The sequence below is a fragment of the Sphingomonas aliaeris genome (genome assembly GCF_016743815.1).
Taxonomy (GTDB): Bacteria; Pseudomonadota; Alphaproteobacteria; order Sphingomonadales; family Sphingomonadaceae; genus Sphingomonas; species Sphingomonas aliaeris.
Genome location: NZ_CP061035.1, coordinates 3031271 through 3050811, shown reverse-complemented (window position 1 = coordinate 3050811; position 19541 = coordinate 3031271). Strand labels below are relative to the sequence as shown.

The 19541-nt window shown below is 65.4% G+C and carries 21 protein-coding genes and 1 pseudogene; 21 read left to right on the top strand and 1 reads right to left on the bottom strand.

Translation table 11 applies throughout. The features are described from left to right. Positions 1 to 295: 295 nt before the first annotated feature. The 11 genes and pseudogenes from ruvC (at position 296) to H5J25_RS14320 (ending at position 11255) form a co-directional block, all read left to right on the top strand. Positions 296 to 781: a crossover junction endodeoxyribonuclease RuvC gene (gene ruvC / locus H5J25_RS14370; protein ID WP_202092111.1), complete on the top strand. Its 486-nt coding sequence runs from the start codon at positions 296 to 298 to the stop codon at positions 779 to 781. A 175-nt stretch (positions 782 to 956) separates the two neighbouring features. Continuing rightward, on the top strand, positions 957 to 1547 hold the full coding sequence (gene ruvA, locus H5J25_RS14365) for a Holliday junction branch migration protein RuvA (RefSeq protein WP_202092109.1): 591 nt from the start codon (positions 957 to 959) through the stop codon (positions 1545 to 1547). Positions 1548 to 1605: 58 nt separating this feature from the next. Beyond that, positions 1606 to 1857, top strand: a complete 252-nt coding sequence (locus tag H5J25_RS14360) for a type II toxin-antitoxin system ParD family antitoxin (protein ID WP_202092107.1) — start codon at positions 1606 to 1608, stop codon at positions 1855 to 1857. Between the two features lies 1 nt (position 1858). After that, positions 1859 to 2152, top strand: a complete 294-nt coding sequence (locus tag H5J25_RS14355; protein WP_202092105.1) for a type II toxin-antitoxin system RelE/ParE family toxin — start codon at positions 1859 to 1861, stop codon at positions 2150 to 2152. Then, entirely contained in the window at positions 2149 to 3168 is a 1020-nt protein-coding gene (gene ruvB, locus H5J25_RS14350; protein WP_202092103.1) for a Holliday junction branch migration DNA helicase RuvB, read from the top strand. The genes H5J25_RS14355 and ruvB overlap by 4 nt, the downstream gene beginning before the upstream one ends. Before the next feature lie 112 nt (positions 3169 to 3280). Beyond that, positions 3281 to 5556: pseudogene (gene ptsP / locus H5J25_RS14345) on the top strand (phosphoenolpyruvate--protein phosphotransferase). A 113-nt stretch (positions 5557 to 5669) separates the two neighbouring features. Next, positions 5670 to 6671 carry a helix-turn-helix domain-containing protein gene (locus H5J25_RS14340; protein WP_202092097.1) on the top strand — a complete coding sequence of 334 codons (1002 nt, stop codon included), beginning with the start codon at positions 5670 to 5672 and terminating at the stop codon, positions 6669 to 6671. 61 nt (positions 6672 to 6732) lie between these two features. Next, entirely contained in the window at positions 6733 to 7725 is a 993-nt protein-coding gene (locus tag H5J25_RS14335) for a tol-pal system YbgF family protein (protein WP_202092095.1), read from the top strand. A gap of 13 nt (positions 7726 to 7738) precedes the next feature. After that, positions 7739 to 8746: a tRNA lysidine(34) synthetase TilS gene (gene tilS / locus H5J25_RS14330; protein ID WP_225883134.1), complete on the top strand. Its 1008-nt coding sequence runs from the start codon at positions 7739 to 7741 to the stop codon at positions 8744 to 8746. Between the two features lie 80 nt (positions 8747 to 8826). Continuing rightward, positions 8827 to 10785 (top strand): ATP-dependent zinc metalloprotease FtsH, encoded by a 1959-nt coding sequence (gene ftsH, locus H5J25_RS14325; RefSeq protein ID WP_202092093.1) that lies wholly within the window; start codon positions 8827 to 8829, stop codon positions 10783 to 10785. A 74-nt stretch (positions 10786 to 10859) separates the two neighbouring features. Continuing rightward, positions 10860 to 11255 carry a hypothetical protein gene (locus tag H5J25_RS14320; protein WP_202092089.1) on the top strand — a complete coding sequence of 132 codons (396 nt, stop codon included), beginning with the start codon at positions 10860 to 10862 and terminating at the stop codon, positions 11253 to 11255. Between the two features lie 13 nt (positions 11256 to 11268). Here H5J25_RS14320 and H5J25_RS14315 read toward each other — a convergent pair whose 3' ends face one another. Beyond that, positions 11269 to 12324 carry a DUF3667 domain-containing protein gene (locus H5J25_RS14315; RefSeq protein WP_202092087.1) on the bottom strand — a complete coding sequence of 352 codons (1056 nt, stop codon included), beginning with the start codon at positions 12322 to 12324 and terminating at the stop codon, positions 11269 to 11271. A 77-nt stretch (positions 12325 to 12401) separates the two neighbouring features. Between H5J25_RS14315 and H5J25_RS14310 the strand changes: the two genes are divergently transcribed. The 10 genes from H5J25_RS14310 to H5J25_RS14265 all read left to right on the top strand — a co-directional run bounded on the left by H5J25_RS14310 (position 12402) and on the right by H5J25_RS14265 (position 19535). Continuing rightward, the gene (locus tag H5J25_RS14310) at positions 12402 to 13676 is read left to right on the top strand and encodes a glutamate-5-semialdehyde dehydrogenase (protein WP_202092085.1); all 1275 of its coding nucleotides are present in this window, start codon (positions 12402 to 12404) and stop codon (positions 13674 to 13676) included. Positions 13677 to 13707: 31 nt separating this feature from the next. After that, entirely contained in the window at positions 13708 to 13983 is a 276-nt protein-coding gene (locus H5J25_RS14305; protein ID WP_202092083.1) for a CopG family ribbon-helix-helix protein, read from the top strand. Next, positions 13971 to 14264 carry a type II toxin-antitoxin system RelE/ParE family toxin gene (locus tag H5J25_RS21700; protein WP_202092077.1) on the top strand — a complete coding sequence of 98 codons (294 nt, stop codon included), beginning with the start codon at positions 13971 to 13973 and terminating at the stop codon, positions 14262 to 14264. The genes H5J25_RS14305 and H5J25_RS21700 overlap by 13 nt, the downstream gene beginning before the upstream one ends. Continuing rightward, positions 14261 to 14860 carry a nicotinate-nucleotide adenylyltransferase gene (locus H5J25_RS14295; protein WP_202092071.1) on the top strand — a complete coding sequence of 200 codons (600 nt, stop codon included), beginning with the start codon at positions 14261 to 14263 and terminating at the stop codon, positions 14858 to 14860. Before H5J25_RS21700 ends, H5J25_RS14295 begins: the two co-directional genes overlap by 4 nt. A 77-nt stretch (positions 14861 to 14937) precedes the next feature. Next, positions 14938 to 15309 carry a ribosome silencing factor gene (gene rsfS, locus H5J25_RS14290; protein ID WP_202096389.1) on the top strand — a complete coding sequence of 124 codons (372 nt, stop codon included), beginning with the start codon at positions 14938 to 14940 and terminating at the stop codon, positions 15307 to 15309. 42 nt (positions 15310 to 15351) lie between these two features. Continuing rightward, the gene (locus H5J25_RS14285; protein ID WP_202092069.1) at positions 15352 to 15774 is read left to right on the top strand and encodes a 23S rRNA (pseudouridine(1915)-N(3))-methyltransferase RlmH; all 423 of its coding nucleotides are present in this window, start codon (positions 15352 to 15354) and stop codon (positions 15772 to 15774) included. Between the two features lie 3 nt (positions 15775 to 15777). Continuing rightward, positions 15778 to 16959: a murein hydrolase activator EnvC family protein gene (locus tag H5J25_RS14280; RefSeq protein WP_202092068.1), complete on the top strand. Its 1182-nt coding sequence runs from the start codon at positions 15778 to 15780 to the stop codon at positions 16957 to 16959. Positions 16960 to 17185: 226 nt separating this feature from the next. Then, positions 17186 to 18517, top strand: coding sequence for a S41 family peptidase (locus H5J25_RS14275; RefSeq protein ID WP_202092066.1), 1332 nt, complete (start codon positions 17186 to 17188; stop codon positions 18515 to 18517). Continuing rightward, positions 18514 to 19002: a disulfide bond formation protein B gene (locus H5J25_RS14270; RefSeq protein WP_202092065.1), complete on the top strand. Its 489-nt coding sequence runs from the start codon at positions 18514 to 18516 to the stop codon at positions 19000 to 19002. The genes H5J25_RS14275 and H5J25_RS14270 overlap by 4 nt, the downstream gene beginning before the upstream one ends. Next, on the top strand, positions 18999 to 19535 hold the full coding sequence (locus tag H5J25_RS14265; RefSeq protein ID WP_202092063.1) for a demethoxyubiquinone hydroxylase family protein: 537 nt from the start codon (positions 18999 to 19001) through the stop codon (positions 19533 to 19535). Before H5J25_RS14270 ends, H5J25_RS14265 begins: the two co-directional genes overlap by 4 nt. The last annotated feature ends 6 nt before the right edge of the window (positions 19536 to 19541 follow it).

The window sequence follows — 19541 nt, the reverse complement described above, 5'->3', positions numbered from 1 at the left end:
GGTCGAGAAATGGCTCGTCCGGAGCGGCAAACACTCAAGACAGAAAAGAAGGTCGGTTCACGCGAAGGCGCGAAGACGCGAAGAGTGTCGCGCCGCCGGCTGCTGATCTTCTGCGTCAGCAGCTTGTTTATTCCGGTCGGCCGCGGGGCGAACGAGATGCCGCGGCGCCGAGACGTCGCCACGGGCTAAACCGCCTTCGCGGCTTCGCGCCTTCGCGTGAACGATCTTCTTCCTCCCCCGCGTCTCCGCGCCTCCGCGCGAACAAACCTTCTTCTGCCTCGACCCTCGCGAAACCATGCTGATTCTCGGCCTCGACCCCGGCCTCGCCACCACCGGCTGGGGCATCATCCGTGCCGAGGGCAACCGCCTGTCGCACGTCGCCAACGGCCATCTGAAAACCGACAACAAGGAGGCGCTTGCCCGCCGCCTATCGCATCTCGACAGCATGATCTCGGCGCTGGTCGCGGATCATTCCCCCGGTACCGCGGCGGTCGAGGAAGTGTTCGTCAACACCAACCCGCAATCGACGCTCAAGCTCGCGCATGCCCGCGGCGTCGCGATGGCGGCGATCGCGCGCGGCGGTATCGATGTCGGCGAATATGCCGCGCGGCTCGTCAAGAAGGCGATCGTCGGGACAGGCGCAGCCGAGAAGGCGCAGGTCCACGCGATGGTCACGCGCCTGCTGCCCGGCGTTAAGATCGCCGGCGCGGACGCCGCGGATGCGCTGGCGGTGGCGATCTGTCACGCGCACCATGTCGCGAGCGCGCGCCGGATACCCTGAAGCCGGCCCGCCGGAATTCGCTTTCCCACGACCTTGCGTTCCTGTTATGTGCCCTTCGTGAGCATCGTACCCCCTCCGGAAATGCACTGTCATTCGTCGCACGCCAGCCTCGCCTGGTCGACGTCCCGCGTGATTTCGCGGGGATTTCGTTACCTTTGAAACGGGACGTTCGCCGATGATCGCGCATCTCAAGGGCGTCCTCAGCGCGACCGATATCGATCATGCGGTGATCGACGTCGGCGGCGTCGGCTATCTGGTCGGCGCATCGTCGCGGACGCTCTCCGCCATCGGTCCGGTGGGCGAGGCGTGCATGGTGCACACCGAAATGCTCGTTGCCGAGGACTTCATCCGGCTCGTCGGGTTCGCCACTGCCGCCGAACGCGACTGGTTCCGTCTGCTCACCGGGGTGCAGGGCGTCGGTGCCCGCGTTGCGCTCGCCATCCTGTCCGCGCTCGACGCCGCCGATCTCAGCCGCGCGATCGCCAGCCAGGACAAGGCGATGGTCGCGCGCGCCAACGGCGTGGGGCCCAAGCTCGCCGAACGCATCGTGCGCGAATTGAAGGACAAGATCGGCGCAGTCGCGATCGGCGGCAGCAGCGTCGCTGCCCCGACGGGCGCCGGCGCGGACGCCGTTTCGGCCATGCTCAACCTCGGCTTCCGCCCCGCCGAAGCCAATGCCGCCGTCGCCAGCGCGGAAGAGGAACTGGGCGCAGCCGCCACGCTGGATGCGCTCGTCCGCCTCGCCCTGCGCAAGGCGGCGAAGTGATGTGCCGGACGGCTTTCCAAACATTGGCGCGAGTGCCTGACTGGAATATACACAGATGATGTCAGAATTTTCCGTCACGATGCCGCCCGCCTTGCAAACCTGGGTCGATGCCCGACTGGCGGAGGGCAACTATGCCGATGCCGCCGAGTATCTTCGCGATCTGGTTCGCCGTGACCGCGCGGAATCTTCGGTCGATCGTCAATGGTTGAAGGCGATGATCGACGAGGGACTGGCCTCTGGTGTTATCGATCGTGATGCCCGTGATGTGCTCGACGAGATTATCGACGAGGATCCCGATCTGCGTGCCTAGGGTGCGGCTCGTACCGGCGGCACGCGACGATCTGCGCGACATCCGGATTTACAGCAAAGCCGCCTTCGGTGCAGTAGCCGCACGCGCATACCTGAACGGGTTGCGGACGGTTTTCGACCTGCTCGTCGATCATCCATCGGTCGGGATAGCGGAGCGCGATCTTGGGGAAGATATCCGCAGTCATGGTTTCCGCTCACACCGCGTTTATTACATCGCCGGCCCCTATGGTGTGCGGGTCATTCGTATTCTGCATCACACGCGCGACGTGATGCTTGCTATTGGCGGCGGGGCATGACCGAAGACCGCATCCTGACCCCCGCCCGCACGCCCGAGGATGTGGATGCGGCGTTGCGCCCCAAGAACCTCGACGATTTCGTCGGGCAGAAGGCGGCGCGCGAAAACCTGCGCGTGTTCATCGCGGCGGCGAAATCGCGCGGCGACGCCCTCGATCACGTCCTGTTCTTCGGTCCGCCGGGCCTAGGCAAGACGACGCTGGCGCAGATCGTCGCGCGAGAGATGGGGGTCGGCTTCCGCGCCACGTCTGGCCCGGTGATCGCCAAATCGGGTGATCTTGCAGCATTGCTGACCAATCTCGAGGATGGCGACGTGCTGTTCATCGACGAGATCCACCGCCTCGCACCCGCCGTCGAGGAAGTGCTGTATCCGGCGATGGAGGATCGCGCGCTCGACCTGATGATCGGGGAGGGCCCCAGCGCGCGCAGCGTCAGGATCGATCTGCCGCGTTTTACCCTGGTCGGCGCTACGACCCGGCAGGGTCTGCTGACGACCCCGCTGCGTGATCGGTTCGGCATTCCGGTGCGGCTGCATTTCTACACAGTCGACGAACTCGAACGCGTCGTGTCGCGGGCTGCCAGCCTGCTCGCGCTCGGCATCACTTCCGACGGCGCGCATGAAATCGCCCGCCGCTCGCGCGGGACGCCGCGTATCGCGGGACGCTTGCTTCGGCGCGTCCGCGACTTCGCGCACGCCGCCGGACACGATACGGTCGATGCCCGTGCGGCGGATGCGGCGCTCAACCGGCTGGAGGTCGATTCGCTCGGGCTGGACGCGATGGATCGGCGCTATCTTACGATGATCGCGGATATTTATCGCGGCGGGCCGGTCGGTGTCGAAACGCTGGCGGCGGGCCTCAGCGAACCGCGCGACACGATCGAGGAAGTGATCGAACCCTATCTGATCCAGCTCGGCCTGGTCGCCCGGACCGCGCGGGGCCGCTGCCTCAACGCGCTCGGCTGGAAGCATCTCGGGCTCAATCCGCCCGCCGGTGCGCAGGACGGATTGTTCGACTGATCGGGCGTCGGCCCCCGCGGCCTCGCGCGGGGAGGCTCCCTTTGCGTGGAAACAGATATGCTTGTGGCTCGGGGTTATGGCCCCGCCGCCGTCAACCTGCTAGCCCGTCAAAATGCCATCTGCTGTCGCCTCCGCCCGCGAAATCCTCGTCCGCCTGCACGACGTGATGGCATCGCGTGCCGCCGCGCAGGCAAAGCTCAACGCCGTCGTCGGCATTGTCGGCGAAGGAATGCACAGCGAGGTCTGTTCGATCTACCTGCTGCGCGACGGTGTCCTCGAACTCTACGCCACCCGCGGCCTCGCGCAGGAGGCGGTCCACGTCACCAAGCTCGCTTTGGGCGAGGGGCTGGTCGGGACGATCGCCGAGGATGTCGAGGTGCTCAACCTGGACGAAGCGACGAGCCACCCGAACTTCGTCTACAACCCGGAAACGGGCGAGGAACGCTTCCACAGCTTCGCCGGTGTGCCGATCATCCGCCGGGAACGCGCGGTCGGGGTTCTGGCGATCCAGCATGTCGATCAGCGCCGCTACGATGATGTCGAGATCGAGGCGTTGCAGACCGTCGCGATGGTGCTGTCCGAACTGATCGCCAATGCCGATCTGATCGACGCCGGCGCAGCCTCCTCCGCCCGCCCGCAATCCACCGCTGCCGTCCGCATTCCGGGCTTGAAACTGGTCGAGGGCATGGCGAGCGGCTACGCCGTCTACCACCAGCCACGCGTCACGATCGAACACACCGTCGCCGAGGATACCGAGGCGGAGCGCCACCGCGTCTATGCGGCGTTCGACAAGATGCGCGAGCAGATCGAACGCATTGCCAGCCAGGCCGAATTCGGCGTCGGCGGCGAACATGACGAGGTTCTGCAGACCTACAAGATGTTCGCCTATGACGAAGGCTGGAGCCGTCGCATCAACGAGGCGATCGATTCCGGCCTGACTGCCGAAGCCGCGATCGAGCGCGTGCAGCAACGCACCCGCGCCCGCATGCGGCAGATCGACGATCCGCTGCTGGCGGACCGCATGCACGATCTGGAGGACCTGTCGAACCGCCTGCTCCGGATCGTGTCGGGGCAGATGGGCACCGCGGCGCAGGGCGGGCTGAAGCAGGACACGATCCTGATCGCGCGCAATCTCGGTCCTGCCGAATTGCTGGAGTACGACCGCCGCCGGCTGAAAGGCGTGGTGCTGGAGGAAGGATCGCTGACCGCGCACGTCACGATCGTCGCGCGGGCGATGGGCGTGCCCGTGCTCGGTCGCGTCAAGGGCGTGCGTCGTGCAGTTGCGGAGGGCGACATGCTGTTGCTCGACGTCACGGGGGAAGCGAACGTCTTCGCGCGTCCGTCGATCGCGATCGAGGAAGCGTTCGAGACCAAGCTGCAATTGCGCCAGAAACGTCGCGCAGTCTTCGCGGCGCTGAAGGGCGAGGCGCCGATCACCAAGGACGGCTTCCGCGTGACCGTGATGGTCAATGCGGGCCTGCGTGACGACGTCGCGGCATTGGACGTCACCGGCGCGGACGGGATCGGCCTGTTCCGCACCGAATTCCAGTTCCTCGTCTCCGCCACGCTTCCGGCCAAGACGCAGCAGCAACGCCTGTACCGCGACGTGCTGGATGCGGCGGGCGACCGGCCGGTCATTTTCCGTACCGTCGATATCGGCGGCGACAAGGCGCTGCCTTATCTAGTCAAGGACGATGCGGAGGAGGAGGAGAACCCCGCAATGGGCTGGCGCGCGTTGCGCCTCGCGCTCGACCGCGACGGTCTGATGAAGGTACAGGCGCGCGCGCTGATCGAGGCGGCGGCGGGGCGGACGCTGAACGTGATGTTCCCGATGGTGTCGGAACCGTGGGAATATGACGAGGCGCGCGACTTGTTCGAGGCGCAGCGCGAATGGATGCGCGGCCGTGGAAAGAAGATGCCGGTGGATATCCGGTACGGCGCGATGCTGGAGGTACCCGCATTGGCCGAAATGCTCGACGTCCTGTTGCCGCGGCTGGATTTCCTGTCGATCGGGACCAACGATCTCACCCAGTTCCTGTTCGCGGCCGATCGCGCCAATCCAAAGCTTGCCGAACGCTATGACTGGCTGAGCCCGGCGATCCTGCGGTTCCTGGCGCGGGTTCAGGCGCCGGTCGCGGCGGCGGGCAAGCCACTGGCCGTGTGCGGGGAAATGGGCGGACGTCCGATGGAGGCGATGGCATTGATCGGCCTCGGCATCGACCGGTTGTCGATCACCCCGGCCGCCGTCGGTCCGATCAAGGCGATGGTGCGCTCGCTCGATCGGGCGGCGCTGATGGCGAAGATGCAGGCGCTATTGCTCGATCCGCCGCGCGACATGCGGGGGCGCTCGCCGGCTGGGCGGCGGAAAACGGCGTCGAACTGGCGTGATCCGGCGGGTTGCCGTTGCGCGGGGCGTTGACACTTGACTGCCCCTTTGTGAGACACGGGTTCAACACGCAGGAAAATAATGGGGCCGCACCTTCATCCTGCCGGAGACTGTAATGACCGACGTAACCCCGGCAGAGGACGCCAAGTTGTTTCCCAAGACGGCAGGGGAACGGCTGCGCGAGGCGCGTGAGGCGCAGGGACTGTCGCTGGCCGAGGTCGCCGCGCGGACGCGTGTGCCGGTGCGTCACCTGGAAGCGATCGAAACCGACAGCTTCGCGACGATGCCGTCGGTCACCTATGCGGTCGGCTTCGCCAAGGCCTATGCCCGTGCGGTCGGGCTGAACGAGGTCGAGATCGCACGCGAAGTCCGCGGCCAAGACAAGATCGGCGTTCGCCGTACCGAATATGAGCAATATGAGATCGACGAACCGTCGCGTACGCCATCTCTCGGCCTGGCGGTCGTCGCGGGTATCGTCGTCGCCGCGCTGCTGATCGCGGTCGGTTTGTGGTACGGAACCAACCTGTTCAACGGCGAGAGTTCGCCGCCGGCCGCAGCGATCGACAATGCCGAGATCATGCCAGCGCCGACCCCGTCCAGCGCGGCGCCTGCCACCACCGCCGCCGTTCCGACGAGCGGGCAGGTCGTGCTGACCGCGACGGACGAAGTGTGGATGCGCGTGTACGATGCGGCGAACAAGACGCTGTTCCTCGGCACGTTGAAGCCGGGTGAAAAGTTTGACGTGCCGTCCGATGCAAACGGCCCGATGATCAACGTGGGTCGCCCGGACAAGCTTCAGGTGACGCTGAACGGTTCCGTCCTGCCGCCGCTCGGCACCGGCCGTGTCGCGATCAAGGACGTTCCGATCGGCGCGGCGGCGCTGGGGGCGCGTGCAAACGGCGCGCCGGCGGCTGCGGCGACTGCACCGGCTGCAACCGCGCCTGCGAATAGCACGACCAACGCGCCGCCGGCGTTCCGCGATACGTCCACGACCGATCGTAGCACGCGCTCGGCTCCGCGGCAGCCGACGCCCCAGCCGACCAGGCCGTCGCAGGCAGCACCTGCGCCGGCCGCCCCGGCGCCTGCCGCGACCAGCGCACCCGATACAACGCCATGAGGCTCGCGATCTGATGACCGTCTCTACCATGTCGCCACCGCAATTTACCCGGGGTACGTCCATGTCTGTCCGTTTTTCGATCCTTCTCGCGTTGCTCGGGGGCGTCGCGGCGCCGGCCTATGCGCAGTCGAGGGATACGACGATAGACGTTCGGGTGGATCGGCTGGAGGGGCAGATGCGTGCGGTGCAGCGCAAGGTGTTCCCGACCGCCAACGGCAAGTTCGCGCAACCCGAAATCACGGGTGCGGAGACGGTGACCGCTCCGATCGGAACGCCTGCGGATACGCCGGTCACCGATCTCACGGCGCGCGTGAATGCCCTGGAATCGCAACTGAGCACGATGACCGGTCAGATCGAGCAGAACCAGTTCCGGCTGCGTCAGTTCGAAGATGGTTTCGCGGCATACAAGACCGCGACGGATGCGCGTCTTCGCGCACTCGAGGGCGGCGCGTCGACCGCCCCGCCCACCGGTACGTCCGCCGGCACGCCGACGACGATGGACGAGCAGGTCCGCGCCACGAACACCAACAGGCCGCTGCCGACCGCCCGGCCGACGACGCCGACCAGATCCGATGCCGGAAAGACCGGCGCCGTGCCCGCAACGAAGGATAATGCGCGCGCCGACCGGATCGCGGCGGTCGAGAAGCCCTCAACCGCCGATGCGGGCGAGGATATGTACAATTACGGATATCGTCTGTGGGAGGCTAAACTGTATCCGGAGGCCGAAGCGCAGTTCAAGCAACTCGTAAAGGATTACCCACAGCATCGCCGCGTTAGCCGCGCGCAGAACATGCTCGGTCGCGCGCTGCTCGACGATGGCAAGCCGAACCTCGCGGTGCTCGCCTTTTACGACAATTACCGCACTCAGCCCAAGGGTGATCGCGCGCACGAAAGCCTGTATTATCTCGCTCAGGCGCTGACGATCCTGAAGAAGCCGTCGACCGAGATCTGCAAGGTCTATGACGAACTGACCGACGTCTATCCCGACAAGTTGAGCGACGCGATGAAGGCCGGGGTCGCCAAGGGGCGGACGGCGCAAAAGTGCGGGAAATAATCCGCGGCAACCGGTGACCGAGCAACACGCCGCGGTCATCCGCTTCCGCGAGGACATTCCAGCGGCTTTGGGGCGGCCGCTACGATCGGACGATATCCTCGCCATTGCCGTTTCCGGCGGCCCGGACAGCATGGCCCTGCTAGCTCTGGCGTCCGCGGCGTTGCCCGGCCGCGTGATTGCGGCGACCGTCGACCACGGATTGCGCCCCGATGCCGCGACCGAGGCTGCGATGGTGGCGCATTATTGTGGCGATCCGGGCATCGGGGCTCCGCCGATCCCGCATGCCGTTCTGTCGCCCGCCGAACCGATCGGGACAGCCAACCTTCAGGCAAGCGCCCGGACGGCCCGCTATGGCTTGCTCATCGATTGGGCTCGCGGAAAGGGCGCCACGATCCTCGCCACCGGGCATCATGCCGACGATCAGGCGGAAACCTTCCTGATGCGGGCTGCGCGGGGGGCGGGGCTGGCCGGGCTGGCGGCTATCCGCCGGTCGCGACGGGTCGCCGACGACTTGATCCTGCTTCGCCCGTTATTGACCTGGCGTCGACGCGAGCTGCGTACGCTGGCGGAGGCATGGGGCCTGCCCTTCGTCGATGATCCCAGCAACGCGAGCGATCGATACGACCGCACCCGTTTTCGCGGCCTGCTGCTGCAGAACGAATGGCTCGACGTGGCACAGATCGCCCGGGCCGCGTCGCACCTCGCCGATGCCGACCGCGATCTTCATCAGCTGGATCGCTGGCTGATCGAGACATACGGAGTGGCGGCGGCACCGGGCGAGCGGCGGATCACCGCCAAGGGGTTGCCACGGGAAGTACGTCGCCGGCTCGTCCGCGCTCTGGTGACGTCGCTCCGCGCTGAACTGTCGATCGAGAATCCGCCGTGGAGTCAGGCCAGCAACGTCGAATCGCTTCTCGATGCGCTGGAAGTCGGAAAGTCCGCCACGCAGGCGGGGATCATGGGATCCGAAACCGGCGGAATTTGGCATTTTCGTGCGGCGCCACCGCGTAGAGCGATCTGATCGGCGTATTCTGGGCGCTGTTGCATTGCCATTAACTTCAGTGCGCTTATCTTGGGACCAAGAAAGGTGCGTAAAACCCCATGAACGATAACGACAAGCAGCCCGGTCAGGACGGAAACGGCCCAAATCCGTGGATGAAGAGCCTTTTGATCTGGGTCGGCATCCTGCTCGCGCTCGCGGTCTTCGTGACGATGTTCGATTCGCCGAACCGTCAGCCAGCGGGTACGGCGATCGCTTACTCGTCTTTCCTCGACAAGGTTCAGGAAGGCAGCGTCAAGGACGTGAATGTCGCTGGCGAGGTGATATCGGGCACGTTGACGAACGACACCAAGTTCAAGACTTATGCGCTGCCCGATCCTCAGCTGATTGATCGCCTGCGTGCGAAGAACGTCGCGATCACTGCGAAACCGGAAGAAGGCCCGGCAATCTGGCAGGTCATCCTGGTCCAGTCGCTGCCGTTCCTGCTGTTCCTCGGTATCGCCTTCTTCGTGTTGCGCCAGATGCAGAAGAATTCCGGCTCCGGTGCGATGGGCTTCGGCAAGTCGCGCGCCAAGATGCTGACGCAGAAGGAAGGTCGCGTGACCTTCGCCGACGTCGCCGGCATCGATGAAGCGCGTGAGGAACTGGAAGAGATCGTCGAATTCCTCAAGGATCCGACCAAGTTCGCCCGTCTGGGTGGCAAGATTCCAAAGGGCGCGCTGCTCGTCGGCTCGCCGGGTACCGGCAAGACCCTGCTGGCCCGCGCGATCGCGGGTGAGGCAGGCGTTCCGTTCTTCACGATTTCCGGTTCGGACTTTGTCGAGATGTTCGTCGGCGTCGGTGCAAGCCGCGTCCGCGACATGTTCGAACAGGCGAAGAAGTCGGCACCATGCATCGTCTTCATCGACGAAATCGATGCCGTCGGTCGTCATCGCGGTGCCGGCCTCGGCAACGGAAATGACGAACGCGAGCAGACGCTGAATCAGCTTCTGGTCGAGATGGACGGTTTCGAGGCTTCGGAAGGCATCATCATCGTTGCCGCGACGAACCGTCCCGACGTGCTCGATCCTGCGCTATTGCGTCCGGGTCGTTTCGATCGCCGCGTCACGGTCCCGCTGCCGGATATCGAAGGTCGCGTGAAGATCCTCGAAGTGCACATGAAGAAGGTGCCGCTTGCGCCCGACGTCGATGCCCGCACGCTCGCGCGCGGCACGCCGGGAATGGCGGGTGCCGATCTGGCGAATCTCGTCAACGAAGCGGCGCTGATGGCGGCGCGTCTCGGCAAGCGGCTAGTTGCGATGGCACAGTTCGAACTTGCCAAGGATCGTGTCATCATGGGCACCGAGTGGAAGTCGCTCGTCATGACCGACGACGAGAAGCGGATGACTGCCTATCACGAGGCCGGACACGCTTTGGTTCGCGTGCATGAAAAGGCGTCCGATCCGATCCACAAGGCGACAATCATTCCGCGCGGTGGTGCGCTGGGAATGGTCGTGTCGATGCCGGAACGCGACAATTACTCGTACCATCGCGACAAGATGTATGCCGATCTGGCGTCCGTCATGGGCGGTCGTGTCGCCGAGGAGGTCATCTTCGGTCACGACAAGGTTTCGAGCGGCGCATCGTCGGACATCAAGCAGGCGACCAAGCTCGCCCGTGCGATGGTGACGCAATGGGGTATGTCGGACTCGATCGGCCCGCTGCAATATGAAGAGCAGCAGGGCGAGACGTTCCTCGGCTATTCGCAGACCCAGCGGCACAACATGTCGAACGAGACCGCACTTGCGATCGATGGGGAAATCCGTCGCCTCGTCGAGGACGGCCACAAGCGCGCGACCGAACTGATCACGCGTCACGTCGATCAGCTGCACGAGATTGCGGGTGCCCTGCTCGAATTCGAGACGATCACCGGCGATGAGATCAAGGCACTGATCGCGGGCACGCCGATCAGCCGCGATGGTGGTCCCAAGGCGCCCGTCCTTGCCGCGGCCGGTACGTCGATCCCGAAGACCAAGCGGCCCAAGGGACCGTTCGGAAATCCGACCCCGCTCGGGGCCTGACACTTCGATTTAATCCACGGTTCATGACCGTCTACCTAACCCTCCCGCAAGCATGCTTGCGGGAGGGTTTTGGTATGAAGACGATGGGTTCGGTGCTTGGGCTCCTATCGGTGATGGTGCTGGCGCCGGCACAGGCGGCCACGCCGCCCGCCGGTACGATGACGGTCCGCACGTTCCTCGCCAAAGTCGCTAATCTGAAGGGGCTGGGTCCGCTGGCGCTGGCGTCGGGAGATCTGGGCGAGGTCAAGGAAGAGGCGCGGATTGCGGGCATGGCGCTCAAGCAGGAGGCCGATGCGCGTCAGGCGGCCGGCAAGCCACCGCTGGCTTGTCCGCCAAAGGGCACGAAGATGGGAGGAGGCGAGTTCCTGACCGCGCTCCAGTCGATCCCGGAAGCGGGGCGCGATATCCCGCTCAAACAGGGTTTCGCGTTGGTCCTCGCGAAACGCTATCCCTGCACGAAGAAGAGCTGAGCCGTCGGAACGGTCAGCCGGTCAGCCCCATGACGAGCATCAGGGTGCCGAAGGCCAGCAGCGCGACGAACGCGAATACGAGCAACGCGACCGTTCGCCACAATGCCGATCGCTTGCGCAGGCCATATGCACCCCGCAATTGCGCGAACATATGGATGGGCGGAATGAACGGTATCGCGGTCGAGAACACCCAGTTCGGTGCTCCGACATTATTCAGCAGCGTCAGCAGGATGACCAATCCCATCATGAAGGTGAGGGAATAGGTCACGAAGATCGCGTGATCGTACAGCCGATACCGGCGGCGCCAAAGGAACAACAACGCAACGAACGGCGTCGAAATCGGGATCAGCGCCCAGCTGTATTTATATGCGCTCGATTGCAGCTTGTAGAGGACGAGTCCGGGGTTCGCATTGGCCTTGGATATGCCGCGATCGAGCGCGGGCCACCCAGTCTTCATGTCGGTGAAGCGAAAATCCTTATCGCCGGGCTGCAGCGATCGCATCGACGTCCGGGCGGCCTGCAGGCCCTTTATCGTCAGGGCGAGTTCGGTCCGGTCCTCGGGCGTCATGTCGCCAGGCGAGCGCTGTTTGGCCAGTGCCTCGCCCAGTTGATCGTCGATCATCCTGGTCGCACGGGCACGCTGGACCTCGTTGAGGTTAGGCCCGTCGAATTCGCCCGCGAAACTGTGGATCGTCGCGAAGAGCAGGAACACAATGAACAGGAACAAAGCGAGTGGCGAGACGAACCGGGCGCGTTCGCCGGCGACATAGCGCCGCGTCAGCGCGCCGGGATGCAGGACGAGCATCGGGATCGTCCGCCAAATCTTACCCTCGAAATGGAACACGCCGTGCAGCAGGTCGTGCCCGATCGAGCCCAATGTGCGGTGGACATGCTCGGTCTGACCGCAGGCGTGGCAGAAGTCCCCGATCAGCGCGGTGCCGCAGTTCAGGCACAGGCCGTGTCCTGTGCCGCGCGCCTTGCCATGCATTTCGCCCGCGCGCGGCTCCACCGCACGACCAAGCAACGCGCCCGTGACGATGTCGCCCACTGCTCCGATTTCCCCCGTCATCGTCGGGCAGCCTATCACCCGTAAGTGCAAAAGCGATAGGGCTTTGGCAGCGCCGGGCAGCATGTTAGCGAAAGCTCATGAGCGAAACGACCGACCTCTCCCGCGCGCCCGAAGCGATGATCGCAGATATGGGACGACGCGCGCGTTCCGCCGCCGGTCGCGTGGCCGCGCTGCCGCCGGGTGCGAAACCGAAGGCGCTCGTCGCGGCGGCGCGTGCCTTGCGCGATGCGGCGCCCGAGATTTTGGCCGCGAACGAGGAGGATATGGCGCAGGCGCGGACGGCGGGCCTGTCCGCGGCCCTGCTCGATCGGTTGATGCTGGACGAGGAGCGCGTCGCCAATATGGCGGCGGGGGTGGATGCGATCGCGGCGCTCCCCGATCCGGCGGGGACGTTGATCGAGGAAACTGAACGCCCGAACGGCCTGAAACTGTCGCGGGTCCGCGTGCCGATCGGCGTGATCGGGATCATTTACGAAAGCCGGCCGAACGTGACCGCGGATGCCGCCGCCTTGTGCGTGATGGCGGGCAATGCGGTCATCCTTCGTGGGGGATCCGAAGCCGCGCGCAGCAACCGCGCGATCCATGCCGCATTCGTGCGCGGGCTGGAGGAAGCAGGCGTTCCGACCGATCTGGTGCAACTCGTCCAGACCACCGACCGGGCGGCGGTCGGGGCCATGCTGACGGCTGATGGCGCGATTGACCTGATCGTTCCGCGTGGCGGGAAGAGTCTGGTCGCGCGCGTCCAGAACGAGGCGAAGGTCCCGATCCTCGCGCATCTCGACGGGATCAACCACGTCTATGTGCACGCCTCGGCAGACCCGAAGATGGCGGCGGCGATCGTCGTCAACGCCAAGCTGCGGCGGACCGGCGTGTGCGGCGCGATGGAGACCCTGCTGATCGACTGCGATTATCCGGCCAGCGCCGAACTGCTCCGCGCGTTGACGGACGGAGGATGCGAAGTGCGCGGTGACGCCGCGGCCCGCGCGATCGATCCTGCGATCGCCACCGCGGATGCCGCCGACTGGGATACGGAATATCTGGAGGCGATCGCCTCGGTCGCGATCGTGGATGGGGTGGATGCGGCAATCGCGCACATCGCTGCCCACGGGTCGCATCACACCGACGCCATCGTTGCCGAGGATGAGGCGGTCGCGAACCGTTTTCTCGCGACGGTCGATAGCGCGATCGTGCTGTGGAACGCCTCCACCCAGTTCGCGGACGGGGGCGAGTTCGGGCTTGGCGGCGAAATCGGCATCGCGACCGGGCGCCTGCACGCCCGCGGCCCGGTCGCGCTGGAGGGGCTTACGACCTACAAATGGGTCGGGCGAGGCACCGGACAGGTGCGGCCTTGATGATTGCGTGGTCCCGGCCTAATCTTTTCACATGAACCATCCGGCTCCCATTTCGTCGAGTATTACAGCAGAGGTCGATGCGCAGACACTTGCCCTGATCGAACGACTTGCGGAAAAGCGCGGCGTTACAAATGCCGAATTCGCAGCCGACGCGATTCGTCGCGTGGTGGAAAGCGAAGCCGATTTCGATGCCTTCGTTCAAGTCGGCATCGACGCCGCCGATCGCGGCGACGTGGTACCGCATAAGCAGGTCATGGCGGCATTGGATGGCATGATCGCCAAACACCGCGCTCGATGTTCGAAATAGAATGGACGACCCCGGCGTTCGAAGACATCCGCCGGATCGACGCTTGGTTGGATCGCAACGGCAGCGCGGATTATGCGGTACGCCTTTTGGCGACCATCAGGTATCGGGCCAGGTGGCTGGCGGACTTCCCACGCGGCGGTAGGCCGCTTCGCGATGGGACGCGCATCCTGCGAGTCTATGAAACACCATATGTCATCAGGTATCGCGTGCTCGAAGATGTGGGCAAGGTTCAGGTGTTACGCGTCCCCCACGAACGGCAGGATTGGTCCGTGGAATTTTGAAACGCATCGGCTTGCTCGGCGGATCGTTCAATCCGGCGCATTCGGGGCATCGGGCAATCAGCCTGGCCGCGATGCGGGCGCTGGATCTGGACGAGGTATGGTGGCTGGTGTCGCCCGGCAATCCGTTGAAGGCGGGGGCGACCGACATGGCGCCGCTGGCCGCGCGGTTGCGGTCCGCGCGCGCGATGGCGCGGCGGGCGCCGATCCGGGCGACCGATATCGAGGCGCGGCTGGGCACGCGCTATACGATCGACACTTTGCGCGGTCTCGTCCGGCTTTACCCCCGAAATCGCTTCATCTGGTTGATGGGCGGGGATAATCTCGCGCAATTCGACCGGTGGCGAGATTGGCGCGGAATAGCGCGCACGATGCCGATTGCGGTAATCGCGCGTCCGGGTTATGAGCATGCTGCCCATGCGGGTCCCGCAATGGGTTGGTTGCGACGCTGGCAGCGGCCCGCATACCAGGCAAAAAGCTGGACGATGTGGAGACTGCCGGCACTCGTGCTGTTGCGATTCCGCCCCGACCCGACCTCCGCGACTGCCGCGCGCATGGCCGATCCCGCTTGGATGCGGCACTTCACCCGATCAACATAGGAACTGTCTTGGCCTCTACTTCCCCCGTCATCCGCGCGACCGATCCCGAGGAAGTGGCCGCGCTCCACGCGCTGATCATGGCGAGCCTCGACGACGATCAGGCCGTCGAGACGGTATCGATCCCGCTGGCCGGCAAATCGAGCATCGCCGACTTCATGATCATCGCCAGCGGTCGTTCGACCCGGCAGGTCGCCAGCATGGCGCAGAAACTGCAGGAAAAGATCAAGGGCGAACTCGGCCGCCAGACGCGGATCGAAGGTTTGCCCACGGCCGATTGGGTGCTGATCGATGCGGGGGATGTGATCGTGCATCTGTTCCGCCCGGAAGTGCGCAGCTTCTACAATCTGGAGCGGATGTGGGCGTTCGGCGACGCGCCGGAACCGGCAGCCAAGCCTGCGCTGCATCCCGACTTCGCCGAGTTCGACACGTCCGACGACTCGGACGACTGACCCGGCCGGTGCGAAATAATCTGGCGCACCGGATCTAGCCGGGTGCTGCTGCATATCGTCGCGCGGGGGCGGATCGGGCGGAGCCCGGAGGCTGATCTGGTCGCGCGCTATCTGAAGCGCGTGACCTGGCCGACGAAGATCACCGAGCTGCCGGACACGGGCGGTAAGGTGCCGCCGGTCGATCCGCAGACCCGGATCGTCATGCTCGACGAACTGGGCGAGGTGATGCCGTCCAGGGCGTTTGCCGATAAACTCGGCCGCTGGCGCGACGACGGCGTGCGCGAGACGCGGTTCATGATCGGGGCGGCCGACGGATTCGACGACGCGGACCGCGCGGGCGCGGACCTGTTGCTGTCGTTCGGACGCGCGACCTGGCCGCACATGCTCGCCCGCGCGATGCTTGCCGAGCAATTGTGGCGCGCCGCCAGCATCCTTGCCAATCATCCTTATCATCGCGAAGGTTAGCGCATGAACGCGCGAATGGTCTGGATCGCGGTACTCATGTTCGCGGGTGCCGGTATCGCGGTGTCGGCGCCGGCACAGGACCAGCGTAAGCGGCTGGCCGATGCGAAGGCGCAGTCCGCCGCCGCCGCCGCGCGATCCGCCGCGCTCGACAGGAAGGCGTCGGGCGAACTGGATCAGGCGGCGAAGGCGCGCCAGCAGGAAGCTGCGGTCGCGGCGCGCATCCAGCAGGCCGAGGCCGATATCGCGGCGGGACAAGCGCGTATCGACATCATCGCGCGGATGATGCGCCGACAACGCGCGCGGCTGGATGAGCAGCAGGGGCCGATCGTGCGTCTGGTCGCCGCGTTGCAGGCGCTGGCGCGACGGCCGGCGATGCTGAGCGTCGTCCGCCCCGGATCGCTTCAGGATATCGTTCATGTTCGTGCGGTCCTCGCCAGCACGCTGCCCGTGATCCGCGATCGCACGCGCGGTGTCCGCGCTGATCTGGCCCGTACGCGGCAGTTGCAGGCCGACGCCGCCACCGCCACGCGCGCACTCGGCGAGGCACGCCAGCGGATGGAGACGCAACGGCTCGCGCTCACCAGACTGGAGGCGGAGCATCGCTTGCGATCGCAATCGCTTGGCCGGACCGCATTGTTCAGATCGGACCGCGCGATCGCACTGGGGGAGCGCGCGCGCGATATCGTCGATCTGATGGACCGGATGGGCGATCAGGCGGGCATACGCGACAGTCTGGCGTCCTTGCCCGGCCCGCTGCCGCGTCCGTTACGGCCCGGCGAGGTCGCGTCGCCGGTCGACACGACATCCTGGTCACACGCTGCGCCGCCATACCGCTTGCCGGCGATGGGAAGGGTGGTGGTCGGCCTAGGCGAAGTGTCGGAGGCCGGCGTTCGCTCGCGCGGGGTGACGATCGCAACGGCACGCGGCTCTACCGTCGTCGCGCCTGCCGCCGGCCGGGTCGCCTATGCCGCGCCCTTCCGGGGCTATGGCACGATCGTCATCCTCCATCACGGGGACGGTTGGACGTCGCTAATATCCGGTTTGGGGCTGATATCGGCGCGGGTCGGGCAGCGCATCGAGCAGGGGCAGCCGATCGGACGCGCGGTGGATAGCGACGATGCACGCATCACGGTCGAATTGCGCCGCCGCGGACGCGCGATCGACATGACCCCATTGGTCGGCTGACCTCTCTTCTCCCCTCCCTGAAAGGGAGGGGCCGGGGGTGGGTTGCTATCGATGGAGGGCTATAGCAGCCGAATGCCGACTTATCTCGACCACTCCCGTCCAGAAACGAGGACAAGAATGTCGCCGCTCACCTCCCGTTCAGTCGGAAGCCGCTTTGATCCGCACCGAATAACCCGCTAGGGTCACGGCACACCTGTTTCCCCTGTTCGAAGAGACACTCGTTTCTATGGCTCGTCCGTTTCTCCAGGCCAGCGCGATCGCCCTCGCGCTTGCGGTCGTCCCCGCCGGTACCGCTGCGATGGCGGCGGTCGATTCCAACGCCTATAACGAACTCGACCAGTTCATGGACGTGTTCGCCCGGGTGAAGGCGACCTATGTCGACAAGGTCGAGGACAAGGTCCTTATCAAGGGCGCGATCGACGGCATGCTCGCCGCGCTCGACCCGCACAGCGCGTATGAAAGCGGGCTGGATTACGACAACCTCAAAATCCAGACGATGGGCAGCTATGGCGGGCTCGGCCTGACCGTCACGGCGGAGGACGGCGCGGTCAAGATCATCTCCCCGCAGGAAGATACGCCGGGTTATCGCGCGGGGCTGAAATCCGGCGACTACATCACGCATATCGACGGCAAGCTGATCTACGGCCTGACGTTGGACGAAGCGATCTCGCAGATGCGCGGGCCGCCGGGCACGAAGGTCGCGCTGACGATCATCCGTCCGGGTCGCGACAAGCCGATGGACGTGGCGCTGGTGCGCGAACGGATCGTGCAGCGACCAGTGAAGTGGGAAGTGAAGAACGGGATCGGCATCCTGAACATCAACACATTCTCGCAGGATACGGGCGCCGCGGTGCGGGCAGGCATGGCTGGCGTGCAGAAGCAGTTGGGCCATGCACCGATCGGCTGGATCGTCGATCTGCGCGACAATGGCGGCGGGCTTCGCGACGAGGCGATCGACGTCGCCGATTCCTTCTTGAACTTCGGCGAGATCGTGTCCGAACGTGGCCGCGAGAAGAACGATATCGAGCGTTTCTACGCCAAGCCCGGCGATCCGTCGCGCGGGCTGCCGACGATCGTGCTGGTAAATTCCGGTTCGGCTTCCGCTTCGGAAATCGTCGCGGGCGCGTTGCAGGATCAGCACCGCGCGCTGGTGATGGGCGTGCGGTCGTTCGGCAAGGGTTCCGTGCAGACCGTGCTGGATCTGGGCGGCAACACCGCGCTGCGCCTGACGACGTCGCGCTATTACACGCCGTCCGGCCGATCCGTGCAGGAAGGCGGGATCGAGCCCGATATCAAGGTGCCGCAGATCAGCGACCCCGACTACAAGACGCGGCCCGTGTTCCGCGAGGACGATCTGCGCCGTCACCTGATCAACGAGGTCAAGGCGGACGACAAGGCGCTGATGGAGGATACCAAGGACGATCCGCGCTTCACCGCGACGCCCGATCAGCTGAAGGCCAAGGGGATCGAGGACTTCCAACTCGATTATGCGCTGCGGACGCTCGCGCGGCTCGGGACCGGGCCGGCTGCGGCGTCGAAGGGCAAGGCGCGCTCGTGAATCGCGACCGCTTCGGGACCGCGCGTGCGATCGCGTTGCTGCTGCCGGCTGCGTTGCTGGCGGGCGCTTGGGGGTCGCAATTGATCGGCCATCTGGTGCCGTGCGAGATGTGCCACTGGCAGCGCTGGCCGCATTATGCCGCGCTGATGCTGGCCGCGCTCGCTTTCGTCGTGCCGGGCATGAACGCGAAGCGTGCGCTGGTGCTGCTTGCCGCGATCGCCATCGCGGTCAGCGGGGTGATCGGCGTGATGCATGCCGGTGTGGAATATCACTGGTGGGAAGGTTTCACCGCCTGCACATCGAACGTCGGGGGCAGCGGCGGGACGCCCGAGGAAATGCTCGCGCGGATCATGAACGCGCCGATCGTACGGTGTGACGTGCCGCAATGGTCGTTCATGGGCATATCGCTGGCGGGGTTCAACGCGATCCTGTCGCTCGGCGGAGCGGTGGCGATCCTGTATTTTCTGAAGGGACGCCGGGTATGAACCGTTGGAAACCGGGCGATGCGAAACGCGATACCGATGCGATGATCCGCGTCGATCAGGCGGGCGAATTCGGTGCGACCCGCATCTATGCAGGGCAATTGGCGGTGCTGGGCGACCGTAGCCCTGCCGCGCGGCAGATTGCGGGCATGGCGATCCAGGAGGAGCGCCACCGCGCGTTCTTCGATGCGATGATCGCGCGGCGCGGCGTCCGCCCGACGATCCTGCAGCCGATCTGGGACGTGGCGGGTTTCGCGCTGGGTGCGGCGACCGCGGCGATCAGCCCGGCGGCGGCAATGGCCTGCACCGTCGCAGTCGAGACCGAAATCGACAAGCATTACGAAGACCAGTTGACCGAATTGAAGGACGGCGACCCCGAACTGAGCGCCGCGATCCTCGATTTCCAGGCGGAAGAGGTCGAGCATCGCGAGACGGCGCTCGCCGCGGGTGCCGAACAGGCGGTCGGCTATCCGGTGCTCAGCGCGGTGATCCGAATGGGCTGCCGGTTCGCAATTGCGACGGCGAAGCGTATATGAAGACGA